We start from the raw sequence: 16,145 nt of genomic DNA on the forward strand, positions 1-16,145 counted from the left end.
TTACACCTGCAGGATCGAGGAAACGAGAAGCTGGGTATAGGGCTCGCGCGGATCGTCGAGCACGCGATCGGTCAGGCCCTGCTCGATGACGACGCCATCCTTCATCACCATCATCCGGTGCGACAGGAGCCGCGCAACAGCGAGATCATGGGTAACGATGATCGCCGACAGGCCGAGATCCTGGACAAGACCGCGTACGAGATCGAGAAGCCTTGCCTGGACGGAGACGTCGAGCCCGCCTGTCGGTTCATCCATGAAGACGAGGCGCGGCGATGTCACAAGATTGCGGGCGATCTGCAGGCGCTGGCGCATGCCGCCGGAGAAGGCCCGCGGCTGATCGTCAATGCGGTCCTCATCGATTTCCACCCGGCGCAGCCAGTCGATGGCCGTTTCGCGAATACGCCCATAATGACGGTCACCGACCGCCATCAGCCGTTCGCCGACATTGGCGCCGGCTGAAACCGTCATGCGCAGGCCATCGGCCGGGTTCTGGTGAACGAAACCCCAGTCGGTGCGCATCAGGAAGCGGCGCTCGGCCTCGCCCATCCGGGCCAGATCGCGATATTGCCCATCACGCATGTGATATTCGACCGTGCCGGATGTCGGCATCAGCCGCGTGGAGAGACACGACAGAAGCGTCGTCTTTCCGGAGCCGGATTCACCGACGATGGCCAGCACTTCACCGGGCCAGAGCTCGAAGGAAACATTCCGGCAACCGACCCGGCTGCCGTAGAATTTCGAGACGTCCTTGACTTTGAGAAGCGGTGTCATTCTGCGGCCTCCTTCTCGGCAGACATTGGGCTGGCGAGCATGGAACCGGCATGACCATGCTCCCTGCGGTCTTCGCAATGATCGGTATCGGAACAGACAAACATGCGTCCGCCCTTGTCGTCGAGCACCACCTCATCGAGATAGACATGCTCGGCGCCGCAAAGCGCGCAGGGTTTGTCGAACTGCTGAACCTCGAAGGGATGGTCCTCGAAATCGAGGCTGACGACGTCCGTATAGGGAGGCACCGCATAGATGCGTTTTTCACGCCCGGCGCCGAAAAGCTGGAGCGCTTCCGACCGATGCATCTTGGGATTATCGAACTTCGGCGTCGGCGATGGGTCCATGACGTAACGGCCTTCGACCTTGACCGGATAGGCGTAGGTCGTGGCGATACGACCGTTGCGGGCGATATCCTCATAGAGCTTCACATGCATGAGGCCATATTCTTCCAGCGCATGCATCTTGCGGGTTTCGGTCTCCCGCGGCTCCAGAAAGCGCAGTGGCTCGGGTATAGGCACCTGGTAGACCAGGGTCTGCCCTTCCTTCAACGTTCCCTCCGGAATGCGATGGCGCGTCTGGATGATCGTCGCCTCACCGGTCTTCGTCGTTACCGCAACGTTGGCAACCTTCTGGAAGAACGCGCGGATCGAAACAGCGTTGGTGGTATCATCAGCGCCCTGATCGATGACCTTCAGGACATCGTCCGGTCCAAGGATCGCAGCGGTGACCTGAACGCCGCCGGTACCCCAACCGTAAGGCATGGGCATTTCACGCGAGGCGAAGGGCACCTGATAGCCCGGAATGGCAATCGCCTTGAGGATCGCGCGGCGGATCATCCGCTTCGTCTGCTCGTCCAGATAGGCAAAGTTATAGGATGCGAGACCATCGGTCTCGGGAACGTTATCGCGCATATCGCGTTGCCCTCCGCAAGAAAGGAGCCATGAGATGGACAGTGGAAGCCTTGTTGCCATATGCCTGGCCGTTCTGGCGGGGATCGGCGTGTGGTTCGCCTACTGGCATGGCGAATATCGCGGACGCCGGGACGACTGATCGGGCCTGGCTCATTCCGCAGCCTCCCGGAGATCGCCGCTGCCTGTCTTCTGCTTCTGCTCGTATTCCGCGCGCATGCGGCGGACGAGGTCGAGTTCGGCCTGGAAGTCGACATAATGCGGCAGCTTCAGATGCTCGACGAAGCCGGTTGCCTGAACGTTGTCGGAGTGGGAAATGACGAATTCTTCGTCCTGCGCCGGGGCGACGATATCCTCTCCGAACTCTTCCGCCCGAAGCGCCCTGTCCACCAGCGACATCGCCATCGCCTTGCGTTCGCTCTGCCCGAAAACCAGACCATAGCCGCGCGTGAACTGCGGAGGGCTCTTTGCAGATCCCTGGAACTGATTGATCATCTGGCATTCGGTTACCTGAATGCGGCCCAATGAAACGGCAAAGCCAAGCTCCGGCAGATCGAACTCGACCTCGACTTCGCCGATGCGCACTTCGCCGACGAAAGGATGGGTGCGGCCATAGCCGCGCTGGGTCGAATAGGCCAGGGAAAGCAGGAAACCCTCGTCACCCCGCGCCAGCGCCTGCAGCCGCAGATCCCGTTCCAGCGGAAACTCGAGCGGCTCACGCGTCAGGTCACCGGCCACATGATCCTGCGGCAGTACGCCGTCGTCCTCGATCAGGCCTTCGCCCGACAGAATGTCGGAAACGCGCATGACGGGCTCTTCCAATGGCGGCTTTTCGGCTGGAGCATCCACGCCCTCATCCGTCAGCAGGCAAGGATCAAGAAGGCGGTGGGTATAGTCGAACGTGGGCCCAAGCAATTGGCCGCCCGGCAGATCCTTGTAGGTTGCCGATACGCGACGCTCGATCTTCATTTCTGCCGTATCGACAGGAACCGAGGAACCGAAGCGGGGCAAAGTCGTGCGGTAGGCACGCAGGATGAAGATCGCTTCGATCATGTCTCCCCGCGCCTGACGCACGGCAAGTGCTGCCAGACCGCGGTCGTAGAGCGAGGCTTCCGCCATGACGCGATCGACTGCAAGACCAAGCTGGGCAACGATCTGCTCGATCGATATGGCCGGAAGCGAGCGATCCCCACGGCGGCGATCGGCAAGCAGACGGTGCGCATTGGCAATGGCGGCTTCCCCGCCCTTGACGGCAACATACATGCTCAGGCCTCCCGACGTTCAAGTTTGGTGGTGCGCGGCAAGCAAAGAAGCTCAGAACCCGTAACCAGGATGAGATCGACCCCGCGAGGGAAAAGCGCGTGGTTTTCCGCCCACAGAATGTCGAACACATCGGGAAGACCGGCAGCCGCAAAGACCGCCTCTTCCTTGATGCCGGGACCCATGGCCCTAAAGACGGGGCCGCCCGTCAGGGCGTCGACTTCCAGAGCCAGTGTCGCCGAGCGATCCGGATACTCCTGCGTTCCGAGCGAGAAATGACCGAAGCCCGGAACCAATCCGCCGGCTTCGACGAAGGCAAAACGCGCGTCCGTCTTGGTTTCCGTGAACGGTGCGCCGGCGTGGAAGGCAAGCCATGCCTTGGCCGCCGACTGGCGCAGCGCGGGAGACAGCCACACTGGCGTATCCGCATCGCAGAGCGTGAGGGCAATGGCTCCCGCGCCCGCCGACAACGGGGCCGGGGGCTTCACAGCCGCGATAATGCCGGAAAGCGACTGGACCGTGCAGGGTCTCGCCATCGCATCCATGACGGCGCGGAAAATCCCTTGCGCCTGGAAAACCGGATCGGCAAAGCCGCCACGATAGGCTGCGCCGTTCTTGTCTGCGTTCACCCTCATCAGTCGTCTCCGCGAACCATGGTGAAGAAATCGACCCGCGTCGCAGCCGTCTGTTCGGCGCGCTTCAGATCGTCCGCAGCGATGCGCGCCTCAAGTCCGTCAACAAAAGTCCCGATAGCCGGAGCATGGTCGTCGGCCTGGCCAAGCGCATCGAAGAGAGCGGCAAGAAGCGCCTTTCGGCGATCCGTCCCGAGGACCTGGCCGTGGCCGACTTCGCCTGAAGCCAGCTGTATCGTGGCACGGCTGACCGTCGCCTCGCCGAGATTGAACGGTGCACCGCCGCCACCAATCTGCCCGCGCACCATCACCAGCCCCGTTTCCGGGCCGCGAACCACATCATGAGCCGGCGTTGCGCCGAGATTTTCGAGCGCCGCCTCAAGCTCCTGACGCGTGGCCTTGGCGAGAAGGCCGATCACTCGCTGGCGTGCCTTCTGGGCTAAATTCAGTTCTTGTCCGATTGCATCCATTGCTTTCATCCGAAATGTCTAGTAATGTAGACAACTATACATCTAACCATGGGATACTATCTCAAGATGACGGGCCTGTGACATGACGCAGAAAAAAACGGTCGAGCGGCAAATCGGGGTCGCCCTCTGGCGCCAGATCGCCGACCGAATCCGGCTGTCGATCGCCAATGGCGACTATGACCAGGCCGGCATGGTACCGCCGGAAATCAAGCTTGCCAGCCAGTTTGGCGTCAACAGGCATACGGTGCGAAGCGCCCTTGCTTCACTTGCCGACGAGGGCCTTGTCGAAGCGATCCAGGGACGCGGGACGATGGTTCGCCGAAAGGAACGGCTGAGCTTTCCCATTTCCAGGCGCACCCGCCTGTCCCAAGGACTGAGCAATCAGGTGCGCAACATCCAGTCCACGCTTCTCTTCCATGAGGAACTGCCGGCCACACCGGAAATAGCTGCAGCCCTCACATTGTCGCTCGGAGAAAAACTGATCCGCATGGACACGACAAGCAGTGCGGATGGACGTCAGGTTTCCTACGCGACAAGCTATTTCCCGGCTCATCGTTTTCCGGACATGGTCGAGCATTTCAGCCAGTTGAACTCGATCACCAAATCGTTCGCCGCACAGGGCCTGGCGGACTACGTACGCATCTCGACAGAGATCGTGGCGCGACATGCGGATGCGGACGAACTCGCCACGCTGCGTCTGTCCGCCGGTGCAATCGTTCTCGAAACCATCGCGGTCAATGCCGATCCGGACGGCGTTCCCGTGCAATTTTCCCGCAGCCGGTTTGCAGCCGACCGGGTGACGCTCAAGCTTGAAACCTGACGGCACGAAAAAGGGCGCGATGTCTCACACCGCTCCCTCTGCAAATTCAGCAATCCTGAAATCAGTCGGCGATAACCGTCTGCTTCTGGTTGCCAAGTCCTTCGATGCCGAGTTCGATGATATCACCGGCCTTGAGGTACTGTGGCGGCTTGAAGCCCATGCCGACACCGGGCGGCGTTCCGGTGGAAATGATATCTCCTGCATGCAGCGACATGAACTGGCTGAGATAGCTGACGACGTGGGCAACGCCGTAGACCATGGTCTTCGAAGAGCCGTCCTGCTTGCTCTCACCATTGACGGTGAGCCACATCTTGAGGTTCTGCGGGTCGGCCACCTCATCTTTCGTCACGAGCCACGGGCCGGTCGGGCCGAAATTGTCGCAGGACTTGCCCTTGGTCCACTGTCCAGAGCGCTTGGTCTGGAAATCGCGCTCGGAAACGTCGTTGATGACGCAGTAGCCGGCGACATAATCAAGCGCTTCCGCTTCAGAGACGTATTTGGCTTTCTTGCCGATGACAACGCCGAGCTCGACTTCCCAATCCGTTGCGACCGATCCGCGCGGAATGATGACGTTGTCGTTCGGGCCGACGATGGCAGATGTCGCCTTCATGAAGATCACCGGCTCTGGGGGAACCGTTGCGCCAGTTTCGGCGGCATGGTCTGCATAGTTGAGACCGATGCAAATGAACTTGCCGGTACCGGCAACGCAAGCGCCGAGACGGGGGCTGCCTTCGATGACAGGAAGGCTCGAAATATCAAGCTTCTCGGCCCAGCTGAAATCCGAGATCGCAGCGCCGCCGACATCTGCGATGACGCCACTCAGATCGCGGATTTGGCCGTCCTTGTCGAGCAAGCCCGGCTTTTCAGAGCCCTGCGGCCCATAACGCAAAAGTTTCATGTTTTCTCTTCCCAATAGAGCTGTCTTGGTAACCGGTCGTATCGTCTGACAAACCAAACGAAACCCCAATTGTAAAGCATTTTTTCACTGGTGAAAATCAGCTATTGGAGCCATGCTGCTCAATGCTCGCCACCAACAAGTTGAGCAACCGCCTGCGAAACGATCTCGTCAAGCGGCAAGGTAAGATCGATCGTGATTACGCCAGCCTCGCCGGTCGGCACTTCAAGAGTTGCAAACTGGCTGTCGAGTAGTGACGCCGGCATGAAATGGCCCGGCCGTATGCTCATCCGCGCCTCAAGGACGGAGCGAGGACCTTCCAGAAAAACGAATGACAGCCGGCCACCCGCGGCGGCCCGCAACCGGTCGCGATAGATCTTCTTCAACGACGAGCAAGAAACAACTAGGACTTCTCCCCGCGCGTGACTTTCCGAAAGTCTGCGGCCGACTTCATCCAGCCATGGCCAGCGATCATCGTCCGTCAGCGGAATGCCGGCGCTCATCTTATCGATGTTTGCGGCGGGATGGAGGCTATCGCCCTCGACAAAATCGCAGCGAAACGCCTGCGCCACACGTTCCCCTACCGAGGATTTGCCGCAGCCGCTGACGCCCATGACGATGATGAGCTGAGGTTCAGAGAGAGGTGGTGAGGCCGCCATCGACATACAGCGTGTGTCCGTTCACAAAAGAGGAGGCATCTCCGGCCAAAAAGACGGCAGCGCCGACCAGCTCGTCGAGATCGCCCCAACGCGCGGCAGGCGTGCGTTTTTCCAACCACCCGGAGAATGCGGGATCATCGACCAAAGCCTGGTTGAGCGGCGTCTTGAAATAACCGGGAGCGATGGCATTGATCTGCAGCCCGTGATGCGCCCAGTCGGCGCACATTCCACGCGTGAGGTTGCGGACCGCGCCTTTCGTCGCCGTGTAGGGGGCGATGCCGGTTCGGGCAAGCTCACTCTGCACCGATGCGATGTTGATGATCTTGCCCGCCCCACGGGCGATCATGCGGCGCGCGACAGCCTGCCCGACATAGAAAATACTCGATATATTAGTCTTCAGAAGCTCTTCCCATTTCTCGCCTGGAAAATCTTCCAGAGGCGCCCGAAACTGCATGCCGGCATTGTTGACGAGAATGTCGATCGGACCGATCTCTTCCTCGATTACATTGACGCCAGCCAAGGTGGCCTCGGCGTCCGTCACATCGAAAACGGCTGAACTGGCGTTATAGCCTTCATCCCGAAGTGTGGTGACCGCGGCCTCGACTTTTTCGCGCGACCGGCCGTTGATCACCACCTCGGCACCGTGATCAGCAAGACCTTTCGCCAGAGCAAACCCGATGCCTTGGCTGGAGCCGGTGAGCAACGAGCGCCGGCCTTTCAAATCGAACAGGCTCTTAGCCAAGGCTCAGGCAGCCTTCACATAGCTTTTTGCCATCTCAGGCAAGCGTTTGACTCGGATGTTGGAAGCCTGACCCGCGGCATTGAAGGCGATGAAACGCTCCTTGCAGACCTCGGCCATCCGGGCAATCGCTGGCTTCAGATAGGCGCGAGGATCGAAATTGTCGGGATGCTCGCGGTGATGCTTACGGATTTCGCCAGTAAAGGCGAGGCGAAGGTCGGTGTCGATATTGACTTTACGGGCGCCGAGCGGGATGGCCTTCTGGATTTCGGCAACCGGAACGCCCCACGTCTGCTTCATCTGGCCGCCATATTCGTTGAACAGCTCCTGAAGGTCCTGCGGCACCGAGGATGAACCGTGCATCACCAGATGCATATTGGGCAGGCGCTTGTGGATCTTGGCGATGGTGTCGATCGACAGAATTTCGCCGTCCGGAGCGCGGGTGAACTTGTAGGCGCCGTGGCTGGTCCCGATGGCAACCGCCAGCGCGTCGACGCCTGTTTTCTCGACGAAATCGAAGGCCTGCTCAGGATCGGTCAGCAACTCTTCGCGCGACAGCTTGCCCTCGAAGCCGTGGCCGTCTTCCTTTTCGCCCACGCCGGTTTCCAGATTGCCGAGACACCCAAGTTCGCCTTCGACGGACACACCAGCCGCGTGAGCGATCTTCACAACCTCTGCCGTTACGCCGACATTGTATTCATAGCTGGCGATGGTTTTTCCGTCTGAGAGAAGCGATCCGTCCATCATCACGGATGTAAAGCCGTTGGTGATAGCCGATACGCAGGTAGACGGTTGATCGCCGTGGTCGAGATGCAGGCAGACCGGGATATGCGGATACTCTTCCGCAGCGCCGAGTATAAGGTGGCGCAGGAAGGCATCGCCGGCATAGGCGCGCGCGCCTCGGCTTGCCTGGAGAATAACGGGCGAATCGGTCTCGTCCGCAGCCCGCATGACGGCCTGGATATATTCAAGATTGTTCACATTGAATGCCGGAAGCGCATAGTTATTCTCGGCGGCGTGGTCGAGCAGCTGCCTCAAGGTAATCAATGCCATTATCAAATCTCCCTATTGATCGGCGAGGGGTTTCCGCGCGAGGCGCGCCCCTTTTCAAAACAAGTCGGCGTTCCAGGAACAACCTTCCTGCAAAATGCAGGGAAACAATAGTTGATGATCGCTTTTTGGCAACGCCTCCCCGCCATATCCCGGTCAGGTTTCATCTTTCTGTCGGAAATCTTGCGCTTGTGGACAGTTTCGCAGCGGAAGCGGCCTCTCTTCACGGTTGTGGCCACAATTTGCATACCGCTGCGCCACTCCATTGCGGTTCAAAAAGTGCCGACGTTTCGAAGATTACAAAAACGGGAGCAAGTTAAACCACATATTACGTAAACTGCCGGAGTCGATGATTTTTCTTGCGCGCACATTGCCAAAAGCGGTCATCGCTCTAGCTCACGCTTGTCGCTTGGCCACCAACAAGACGTCGCTCCAAAGACAATTGAATTCACAACCAAAAAGCGCATCGGAGACGATTGCGACCATCAGGTTATAGGTCCGACGACAAACAGGGGCCTTGCCTTTGCAAAAAAATTGGCATTCTCTCGGCGCTTCACAACCCAAAAAAAGAGGGGAAGGAGAACAAAATGATCTCAATGAAGATGAATTTCCGTGCCGCAGTCCTGCTGGGGTCCATCCTGATCGGCGCAAGTCCCGTGCTTGCCGAAACGGTGCTTCACCGCGGTAATGCCGGCGAACCGCAGACGCTCGACCAGGCCCACACCTCGATCAATATCGAAGAGTTTATTCTCAAGGACCTTTACGAAGGCCTGACGGTTTATGACGCCGCCGGCAAGATCATTCCCGGTGCGGCCGAAAGCTGGACGGTTTCCGATGACGGCACAGTCTACACCTTCAAGCTGCGCGACAACGGCAAGTGGTCGGATGGCTCTCCGGTCACGGCTGGTGACTTCGCCTTCTCCTTCCAGCGCGTCGAAGATCCGAAGACGGCTGCCGGTTACGCCAATATCCTGTTCCCGATCAAGAATGCGGAAAAGGTCAACAAGGGTGACGTTCCGGTCGATCAGCTCGGCATCAAGGCAGTTGATGACAAGACCGTCGAAATCACACTTGAGCGGCCGACCCCCTTCTTCCTCGAACTGCTCGCCCACCAGACCGCTCTTCCGGTTTCCAAGGCAAGCGTCGATAAGAACGGCGCTGACTTCGTCAAGCCGGGCGTCATGGTGTCGAACGGCGCCTACAAGCTCGTCGCGCACACCCCGAATGACAGCCTGACGACCGAGAAGAACGCAAACTACTGGGATGCCGCCAACGTCAAGATCGACAAGGTAATCTTCTACCCGATCGACGACCAGGCCGCTTCCGTTCGCCGCTTCGAAGCCAAGGAAATGGACCTCGTCTACAACTTCTCGGCCGACCAGATCGACCGCCTGAAGCAGGCCTATGCCGACCAGGTCCACATCTCTCCGACGCTCGCAACTTACTACTACGCCTTCGACACCCGCCAGGAGCCCTATAGCGACGTGCGCGTCCGTCAGGCGCTGTCGATGTCCGTCGATCGCGACTTCCTTGCCAAGGAAATCTATTCCGGTTCGCAGATCCCGGCCTATTCTATGGTGCCTCCGGGCATCGAGACCTATGGCGAGCCGTCCAAGGCCGATTTCGGTACGCTGTCACAGCTCGACCGCGAAGACAAGGCGATCGCGCTGATGAAGGAAGCCGGCTACGGTGAGGGTGGCAAGCCGCTCGAAATCGAGATCCGCTACAACACCAACCCGAACCACGAGCGTGTTGCGACCGCCGTCGCCGACATGTGGAAGAACACATTCGGCGCCAAGGTTTCGCTGGTGAACCTCGACGTGTCGTCGCACTACGCCTACCTGCAGGAAGGCGGCAAGTTCAACGTCGCCCGCGCCGGCTGGGTTGCCGACTACGCCGATGCCGAGAACTTCCTGGCGCTCAGCCTGTCCTCGAACAAGACCTTCAACTATGGCCATTATGAAAGCCCCGAATTCGATGCCCTCATGAAGAAGTCCTATGAGGAAACCGATCCGGCCGCCCGCTCCAAGCTTCTCCATGAAGCCGAAGCGCTGATGATGAAGGATCAGCCGGTTGCTCCGTTCCTGACCCAGGCCGACCTGTGGCTGGTCGCGACCAAGGTCAAGGGCTGGCAGGACAATGCTGCCAACCAGCACCTCACACGCTTCCTGAGCATCGCAGAATAACCAAACGATCCGAACCATGGCGGCATCGCCGCCATGGCTTCCGGCCGGAGGGCTACCCCCATGATCTCCTTCGTCCTGCGCCGCCTTGCGAGCGCTGTACCGACGCTGTTTATTGTCGTGACGATTTCCTTCTTCCTGATGCGGTTCGCTCCGGGCGGCCCTTTCAACCTCGAAAGGCCGCTGCCGCCACAGACGATGGCGAACCTGATGCGGACCTATCAGCTGGACCAGCCGCTCTGGCGCCAATACCTGACCTACATCACCAATGCAGTCACCGGCGACTTCGGCCCCAGCTACATCTACAAGGACAACACCGTCGCCGAGCTGATCGGCAAGGGTTTGCCCTATTCGCTGGAGCTCGGCTTGTACGCCCTTCTTCTAGCGCTGATCGGCGGCGTCATTGCCGGCACGATCGCGGCGCTCCGGCAAAACAGCATTCTCGACTTCCTGATCATGACGGTCTCGACGGTCGGCGTCACGGTGCCGAATTTCGTTGTCGGTCCGGTGCTGACGCTCATCTTCGCCATCAGCCTTGCCTGGTTGCCGGCCGGCAGCTGGGGTGATGGCTCGCTGCGCTTCCTCATCCTCCCGATGATCGCGCTCGCCCTGCCGCAACTTGCGGTGTTCGCGCGGCTGACGCGGGGCTCGATGATCGAGGCGCTGAACACTGACCATATCCGAACCGCCCGCGCCTATGGCCTGCCGGCCCGCACCGTCGTCATCACCCATGCGATGCGCGCCGCACTCCTGCCGGTCGTCTCCTATCTCGCTCCTTGCGCCGCGGCCCTGCTCACAGGCTCCGCGGTCATCGAGACGATCTTCACCATTCCCGGCGTGGGCCGCTATTTCGTGCTGGGCGCGATCAACCGCGATTATACGCTGGTCATGGGAACCGTGGTGCTGATTGCCATCTTCGTCATCGTCTTCAATCTCCTGGTCGATATTCTCTACGGCCTTCTCGATCCGAGGGTTCGCCATGACTGATATCGTCAACGCACCACTCGTGGCTCCGCCGGAAACCAGAAGCCGCAGCCTCTTCCAGCTTGCCGCCATGCGCTTCCGTCGCAACCGCGCCGCCATGGCCGGCTGCATCGTGCTCGTGCTGATCGCGATATTCTCGTTCCTGGGACCGTTGTTCATCAACCACAGCTATGATCAGGTGTTCCCGTCCTACGTCTCTATCCCGCCGAGCCTGGAAGCCCGGCCCGACGCTGGAAGCCTTCAGGACGCGATGGAAGGCGTTACGGGCCGGGCCCGCGTGGAACTCAAGGAATTTGCCGTTGAAGGCCAGACCTTCACCGCAACCATCACCTCCGACCAGCCGATCGATCCGCGTGCGACACGCTATTTCGACCGGGCCAACGAGTTCGATGCGACGCAGGTGGTAGCAACCGAGAACGACGGAAAGACGCTGAAGCTCGAAGGCAATGTCAGCCGCGAATACTTCTTCTTCGGTACAGATCCCAACGGTCGCGACATGCTGGCCCGTGTCATGCTCGGCGGCCAGATCTCGATCGCCGTTGGCCTTCTGGCAAGTATCGTCTCGCTCGGCATCGGCGTCGTCTACGGCGCCACCTCGGGCTATATCGGTGGACGTGTCGATAACGTCATGATGCGCTTCGTCGAAATCCTCTATTCGCTGCCCTTCGTCTTCCTCGTCGTCGTGCTCGTCGTCTTCTTCGGCCGCAGCTTCATCCTGATCTTCCTCGTCATCGGCGCAGTGGAATGGCTGGACATGGCCCGCATCGTGCGCGGCCAGACGCTGGCCCTGAAGCGGCGTGAATTCGTCGGTGCGGCTCAGGCCCTCGGCCTTACCGACTGGCAAATCATCCGCCGCCACATCATCCCCAACACGATCGGCCCTGTTGTCGTCTTCGTGACGGTGGTGGTACCGAAGGTCATCCTGCTCGAAAGCTTCCTGTCCTTCCTCGGTCTCGGCGTACAGGCGCCGCTGACGAGCTGGGGGGCGTTGATTTCAGAAGGCGCCAACAACATCCAGTCGGCACCGTGGCTGCAGATCTTCCCGGCGATCTTCTTCGTTGTAACGCTGTTTTCCCTGAACTTTGCCGGCGACGGCCTGCGCGATGCGCTCGACCCGAAGGACCGCTGACATGGCCGCAGAAACCATCCTGACTGTCCGCGACCTGAAAATAAGCTTCGACACGCCGGATGGCGCTGTCGAAGCGGTCAAGGGCATCTATCTCGACGTGAAATCCGGCGAAACGCTTGCCGTCGTCGGAGAATCCGGTTCCGGCAAGAGCCAGACCATGATGGGCATCATGGGGCTTCTATCGAAGAACGGCCGCGCAACCGGTTCGGCCAGCTATCGCGGCAAGGAGCTTATCGGTTTGCCAATGAAGGAGCTTAACACGGTACGCGGCGCCAAGATCACCATGATCTTCCAGGAACCGATGACCTCGCTCGATCCGCTCTACACGATCGGCCGGCAGATTGCCGAGCCGATCGTCTACCACCGCGGCGGCAGCTTCGCCCAGGCAAAGGCGCGGGCACTGGAACTGCTCGAACTCGTCGGCATTCCCGAACCGGCACGCCGTATCAACAGCTATCCGCACGAGCTTTCCGGCGGCCAGCGCCAGCGCGTGATGATCGCCATGGCGCTTGCCAACGAACCGGATATCCTGATCGCCGACGAGCCGACGACAGCGCTCGACGTCACCATCCAGGCTCAGATTCTCGATCTCCTGAAATCACTGCAGCAGAAGTTCGGCATGGCCGTGGTGCTGATCACCCACGATCTCGGCATCGTGCGCCATTTCGCAAGCCGCGTTGCCGTCATGCGTCGCGGCGAAGTGGTCGAGACGGGTATGACCGCCGATATCTTCGAACGGCCGCAGGCGGATTATACCAAGATGCTGCTGGCGGCCGAGCCAAGCGGCCGCAAGGCTTCGCCGCCCGATGATGCGCCGATCATTCTTGAGGGCCGCAATGTCTGCGTCGATTACCGGATCGGTGGCGGTTTGTTCAAAAGTGCCGCCGGCAGCTTCCGTGCCGTCGATGACATCACGCTACGGCTAAGGCAGGGTCAGACCATCGGTATCGTCGGAGAATCTGGCTCAGGAAAATCGACGCTCGGCCGCGCACTTTTGAAGCTCCTGCCGGCAAGCGGCCATATCCGCTTCGAGAAGACCGATATCTCCGATTTTGGCCGCAGCGCCATGCGGCCCTTGCGTCAGGAGATGCAGTTGGTTTTCCAGGACCCCTATGGTTCGCTCTCGCCGCGACAGACCGTCGGCGAGATCATCACCGAAGGCCTTTATGTCCACGAGCCTCAACTCTCCAGGGCCGACCGGGATCGGCGCGCGATCGAGGCGCTGAAGGAAGTCGGTCTTGATCCGGCCGCCCGCAACCGCTATCCGCACGAATTCTCCGGCGGCCAGCGCCAGCGCATCGCCATCGCGCGCGCAATCATCCTGAAACCCAAGGTTGTCATCCTCGACGAACCGACCTCGGCGCTTGATCGCTCGGTGCAGGGTCAGGTGATCGAGCTGCTGCGCGGCCTGCAGAAGGCGCATGACCTGTCCTACATCTTCATCAGCCACGACCTGTCGGTCATCAAGGCCATGTCCGACTACGTGATCGTCATGAAGAACGGCAAAATAGTCGAGGAAGGCGATACGGATATCATCTTCCATGCACCGAAAGAGGCCTATACCAAGACCCTCATGAACGCGGCCTTCGCGGCCTAGAGCCTTTCTCTACCCTGTGCTATCGATACGTTCGATAGCCGGGGAGGGAAATCCGGCCGAGGTTCGGGACGGAGCGCATGGCAGAAGCAGCAATCTATGAAGTATACGACCCGCGCTTTAATGCGCTGGTGGTGGGGAGTGCTTGCCTGGAGGAGCTCTATTCCTCCTGTCGCTGGGCCGAAGGTCCGGTCTGGTTCGACGATGCGCAGCAGCTTCTGTGGAGCGACATTCCCAACCAACGCATGCTGCGCTGGGTGCCGGAAGGCGGCGTGTTCGTCTACCGCTATCCCTCCAGTTTCGCCAATGGCCATACACGCGACAGGCAGGGACGGCTCGTTTCCTGCGAACACGGCACGCGGCGCGTGACGCGAACGGAGACAGACGGCTCGATCACCGTACTTGCCGATAGTTACCAGGGGAAACGGCTGAACTCGCCCAATGACGTGGTGGTAAAATCGGATGGCGGCATCTGGTTCAGCGACCCGACCTACGGAATCCTTTCCGATTACGAGGGGTATAAGGCAGAGCCAGAGCAGCCCGAGCGCAGTGTCTACCGCCTCGACCCGTCAACCGGCGAACTGGAAGCAGCCGCCTCGGACTTCTTTCAACCCAACGGACTTGCCTTCTCACCGGATGAGACGAAGCTCTATGTCGCCGACAGTGGCTCAAACCCCGACGGCTTCGCAGCGCGCCACATTAAAGTTTACGATGTGACGGACGGCACGCATCTCAGGAATTCCCGGATCTTCTGCCATCTGGACGAGGGTGTTCCGGACGGTTTCCGCCTCGATACGGACGGCAATGTCTGGACCAGCGGCGGCAAGGCCGTTCACTGCTTTTCACCGGAAGGCAAGCTTCTCGGCAAGATCCGCATCCCGCAGGGTGTATCGAACCTCACTTTCGGTGGCCCGCGCCGCAACCGGCTGTTCATCACCGCCACGCGGTCGCTTTATGCGATCTATGTGACAGCAACGGGCGCCCAGACACCCTGAAGACGGTCAAGCAGACGGCTGACGCTTCTTCAACTGCTGTTCGCGGAAGAAGATGAAGAGGCCGGAGGCGACGATGAGCGCCGAGCCGATCAGAACCGTGATGCGCGGCGTATCGCCAAAGAACAGCCAGCCGAAGATCACAGCCCAGAACAACAGCGTGTATTGAAGCGGCACTACGGTTGCGGCGTCTGCAAGCTTTAACGCGCGCGTGACGAGGATATGCGCCATCATCGCGACGATGCCGAGAAGTCCGAGCAGGATCGTCGCCTCGAAGTCCGGCGTTGTCCACCCCGCGGGACGGATTGCCAGACCGGCAAGCGAGAAGATCAGCGCGCCAACGACCTGCCAGAAGACGAGGGTCATATCCGGCGTTTCCCGCAGCGTGCGGCCGAGCAGGATAGCGCCGGCAAAGGCGGCGCTGCCAAAAAGCGCGATCACCGCGGGCAGTGAGAAACTGTTTCGGGAAGGCTCGAGCGCGATCAGAACACCGAGAAAGCCGACGAGGATCGCCGTCCAGCGTCGCCAGCCGACCTTCTCGCCCAGCACGAAGGGTGAGGCTGCGGCCACATAGATCGGTGCGGCCAGCCAATAGGTCATCGTGTCGGCGAGCGGCATATAGGCAACGGCAAAATAGAAGGCGGAGGCTTCCGCAGCAAAAAGAAGCGAGCGAAGGGCGTGAAGCCCTGGCCGGTCCACGATCAGGAAGCTGCGCCAGCCGCGCTTGACGATGAAAGGCGCCAGAATAACCAGCGCGGCAAGGCTGCGGATCGTCATCAGCTGGTTGACCGAATAGGTCCCGACCAGCCATTTACCCATGACGTCGTTGAGCGAGAACATCAGCATGCTCAAAAGCATGACGATCGCACCGTTGCGCGCAGCGCTCCCCGAATGAGGCGCAAGAGTAGATTGAAGAGACATGGCCGGCCGTTTCCTGAAGTGTCGCCAGCCAGTCGCATATTCGGGGCGCTCGATCCATCCCTGAAAAACGATGAGATCATCAGCGATGCGAATGGGCCGATGCCTTGTCGGCGCAACACCATCGATCCTCGCGCAAAG

At 60.0% G+C, this 16,145-nt stretch carries 16 protein-coding genes; 6 read left to right on the plus strand and 10 right to left on the minus strand.

Going from position 1 to position 16,145, the window contains the following annotated elements:
• The 5 genes from phnK to phnG form a co-directional block, all read right to left on the minus strand.
• Positions 1–771: a phosphonate C-P lyase system protein PhnK gene (gene phnK, locus QO002_RS01145; protein ID WP_307225860.1), complete on the minus strand. Its 771-nt coding sequence runs from the start codon at positions 769–771 to the stop codon at positions 1–3.
• Positions 768–1,682 (minus strand): alpha-D-ribose 1-methylphosphonate 5-phosphate C-P-lyase PhnJ, encoded by a 915-nt coding sequence (locus tag QO002_RS01150; protein WP_307225863.1) that lies wholly within the window; start codon positions 1,680–1,682, stop codon positions 768–770. The genes phnK and QO002_RS01150 overlap by 4 nt, the downstream gene beginning before the upstream one ends.
• A 150-nt stretch (positions 1,683–1,832) precedes the next feature.
• On the minus strand, positions 1,833–2,942 hold the full coding sequence (locus QO002_RS01155; protein ID WP_307225865.1) for a carbon-phosphorus lyase complex subunit: 1,110 nt from the start codon (positions 2,940–2,942) through the stop codon (positions 1,833–1,835).
• Positions 2,943–2,944: 2 nt separating this feature from the next.
• Entirely contained in the window at positions 2,945–3,574 is a 630-nt protein-coding gene (phnH, locus tag QO002_RS01160) for a phosphonate C-P lyase system protein PhnH (RefSeq protein WP_307225867.1), read from the minus strand.
• Positions 3,574–4,041, minus strand: coding sequence for a phosphonate C-P lyase system protein PhnG (gene phnG, locus QO002_RS01165; RefSeq protein WP_307225869.1), 468 nt, complete (start codon positions 4,039–4,041; stop codon positions 3,574–3,576). Before phnG ends, phnH begins: the two co-directional genes overlap by 1 nt.
• 82 nt (positions 4,042–4,123) lie before the next feature.
• Here phnG and phnF point away from each other — a divergent pair, with 82 nt between their 5' ends.
• A complete protein-coding gene (phnF, locus tag QO002_RS01170) occupies positions 4,124–4,861 on the plus strand; it encodes a phosphonate metabolism transcriptional regulator PhnF (RefSeq protein ID WP_307225871.1) in 738 nt (245 codons plus the stop codon).
• 61 nt (positions 4,862–4,922) lie between these two features.
• Here the strand turns inward: phnF and QO002_RS01175 are convergent, their stop codons facing one another.
• The 4 genes from QO002_RS01175 to fba all read right to left on the minus strand — a co-directional run bounded on the left by QO002_RS01175 (position 4,923) and on the right by fba (position 8,207).
• Entirely contained in the window at positions 4,923–5,759 is an 837-nt protein-coding gene (locus QO002_RS01175) for a fumarylacetoacetate hydrolase family protein (protein ID WP_307225873.1), read from the minus strand.
• Positions 5,760–5,878: 119 nt separating this feature from the next.
• Positions 5,879–6,421, minus strand: a complete 543-nt coding sequence (locus QO002_RS01180; protein ID WP_307225875.1) for a gluconokinase — start codon at positions 6,419–6,421, stop codon at positions 5,879–5,881.
• On the minus strand, positions 6,390–7,157 hold the full coding sequence (locus QO002_RS01185) for an SDR family oxidoreductase (RefSeq protein ID WP_307225877.1): 768 nt from the start codon (positions 7,155–7,157) through the stop codon (positions 6,390–6,392). Before QO002_RS01185 ends, QO002_RS01180 begins: the two co-directional genes overlap by 32 nt.
• 3 nt (positions 7,158–7,160) lie before the next feature.
• Positions 7,161–8,207, minus strand: a complete 1,047-nt coding sequence (gene fba, locus QO002_RS01190; RefSeq protein ID WP_307225879.1) for a class II fructose-bisphosphate aldolase — start codon at positions 8,205–8,207, stop codon at positions 7,161–7,163.
• A 584-nt stretch (positions 8,208–8,791) separates the two neighbouring features.
• Here fba and QO002_RS01195 point away from each other — a divergent pair.
• The 5 genes from QO002_RS01195 (at position 8,792) to QO002_RS01215 (ending at position 15,089) form a co-directional block, all read left to right on the plus strand.
• The gene (locus QO002_RS01195) at positions 8,792–10,390 is read left to right on the plus strand and encodes a peptide ABC transporter substrate-binding protein (RefSeq protein WP_307225881.1); all 1,599 of its coding nucleotides are present in this window, start codon (positions 8,792–8,794) and stop codon (positions 10,388–10,390) included.
• A gap of 60 nt (positions 10,391–10,450) precedes the next feature.
• The gene (oppB, locus tag QO002_RS01200; protein WP_307225884.1) at positions 10,451–11,374 is read left to right on the plus strand and encodes an oligopeptide ABC transporter permease OppB; all 924 of its coding nucleotides are present in this window, start codon (positions 10,451–10,453) and stop codon (positions 11,372–11,374) included.
• Positions 11,367–12,500, plus strand: a complete 1,134-nt coding sequence (locus tag QO002_RS01205) for an ABC transporter permease (RefSeq protein WP_307225887.1) — start codon at positions 11,367–11,369, stop codon at positions 12,498–12,500. The genes oppB and QO002_RS01205 overlap by 8 nt, the downstream gene beginning before the upstream one ends.
• Complete coding sequence (locus QO002_RS01210) at positions 12,475–14,097, plus strand: ABC transporter ATP-binding protein (RefSeq protein ID WP_307225889.1); 1,623 nt, start codon at positions 12,475–12,477, stop codon at positions 14,095–14,097. Before QO002_RS01205 ends, QO002_RS01210 begins: the two co-directional genes overlap by 26 nt.
• A gap of 77 nt (positions 14,098–14,174) precedes the next feature.
• Complete coding sequence (locus tag QO002_RS01215) at positions 14,175–15,089, plus strand: SMP-30/gluconolactonase/LRE family protein (RefSeq protein WP_307225891.1); 915 nt, start codon at positions 14,175–14,177, stop codon at positions 15,087–15,089.
• Between the two features lie 6 nt (positions 15,090–15,095).
• On the opposite strand, the gene QO002_RS01220 is transcribed toward QO002_RS01215, so the two are convergent.
• A complete protein-coding gene (locus QO002_RS01220; protein WP_307225893.1) occupies positions 15,096–16,007 on the minus strand; it encodes a DMT family transporter in 912 nt (303 codons plus the stop codon).
• Between the last annotated feature and the right edge of the window lie 138 nt (positions 16,008–16,145).

The sequence above is a fragment of the Pararhizobium capsulatum DSM 1112 genome, from assembly GCF_030814475.1.
GTDB lineage: Bacteria > Pseudomonadota > Alphaproteobacteria > Rhizobiales > Rhizobiaceae > Pararhizobium > Pararhizobium capsulatum.

What these genes read in the sequence shown, in the direction of transcription:
- phnK (WP_307225860.1), bottom strand. Translation starts at nt 771, where the DNA reads ATGACACCGCTTCTCAAAGTCAAGGACGTCTCGAAATTCTACGGCAGC.
- QO002_RS01150 (WP_307225863.1), bottom strand. Translation starts at nt 1,682, where the DNA reads ATGCGCGATAACGTTCCCGAGACCGATGGTCTCGCATCCTATAACTTT.
- QO002_RS01155 (WP_307225865.1), bottom strand. Translation starts at nt 2,942, where the DNA reads ATGTATGTTGCCGTCAAGGGCGGGGAAGCCGCCATTGCCAATGCGCAC.
- phnH (WP_307225867.1), bottom strand. Translation starts at nt 3,574, where the DNA reads ATGAGGGTGAACGCAGACAAGAACGGCGCAGCCTATCGTGGCGGCTTT.
- phnG (WP_307225869.1), bottom strand. Translation starts at nt 4,041, where the DNA reads ATGGATGCAATCGGACAAGAACTGAATTTAGCCCAGAAGGCACGCCAG.
- phnF (WP_307225871.1), top strand. Translation starts at nt 4,124, where the DNA reads ATGACGCAGAAAAAAACGGTCGAGCGGCAAATCGGGGTCGCCCTCTGG.
- QO002_RS01175 (WP_307225873.1), bottom strand. Translation starts at nt 5,759, where the DNA reads ATGAAACTTTTGCGTTATGGGCCGCAGGGCTCTGAAAAGCCGGGCTTG.
- QO002_RS01180 (WP_307225875.1), bottom strand. Translation starts at nt 6,421, where the DNA reads ATGTCGATGGCGGCCTCACCACCTCTCTCTGAACCTCAGCTCATCATC.
- fba (WP_307225879.1), bottom strand. Translation starts at nt 8,207, where the DNA reads ATGGCATTGATTACCTTGAGGCAGCTGCTCGACCACGCCGCCGAGAAT.
- QO002_RS01195 (WP_307225881.1), top strand. Translation starts at nt 8,792, where the DNA reads ATGATCTCAATGAAGATGAATTTCCGTGCCGCAGTCCTGCTGGGGTCC.
- oppB (WP_307225884.1), top strand. Translation starts at nt 10,451, where the DNA reads ATGATCTCCTTCGTCCTGCGCCGCCTTGCGAGCGCTGTACCGACGCTG.
- QO002_RS01205 (WP_307225887.1), top strand. Translation starts at nt 11,367, where the DNA reads ATGACTGATATCGTCAACGCACCACTCGTGGCTCCGCCGGAAACCAGA.
- QO002_RS01210 (WP_307225889.1), top strand. Translation starts at nt 12,475, where the DNA reads ATGCGCTCGACCCGAAGGACCGCTGACATGGCCGCAGAAACCATCCTG.
- QO002_RS01215 (WP_307225891.1), top strand. Translation starts at nt 14,175, where the DNA reads ATGGCAGAAGCAGCAATCTATGAAGTATACGACCCGCGCTTTAATGCG.
- QO002_RS01220 (WP_307225893.1), bottom strand. Translation starts at nt 16,007, where the DNA reads ATGTCTCTTCAATCTACTCTTGCGCCTCATTCGGGGAGCGCTGCGCGC.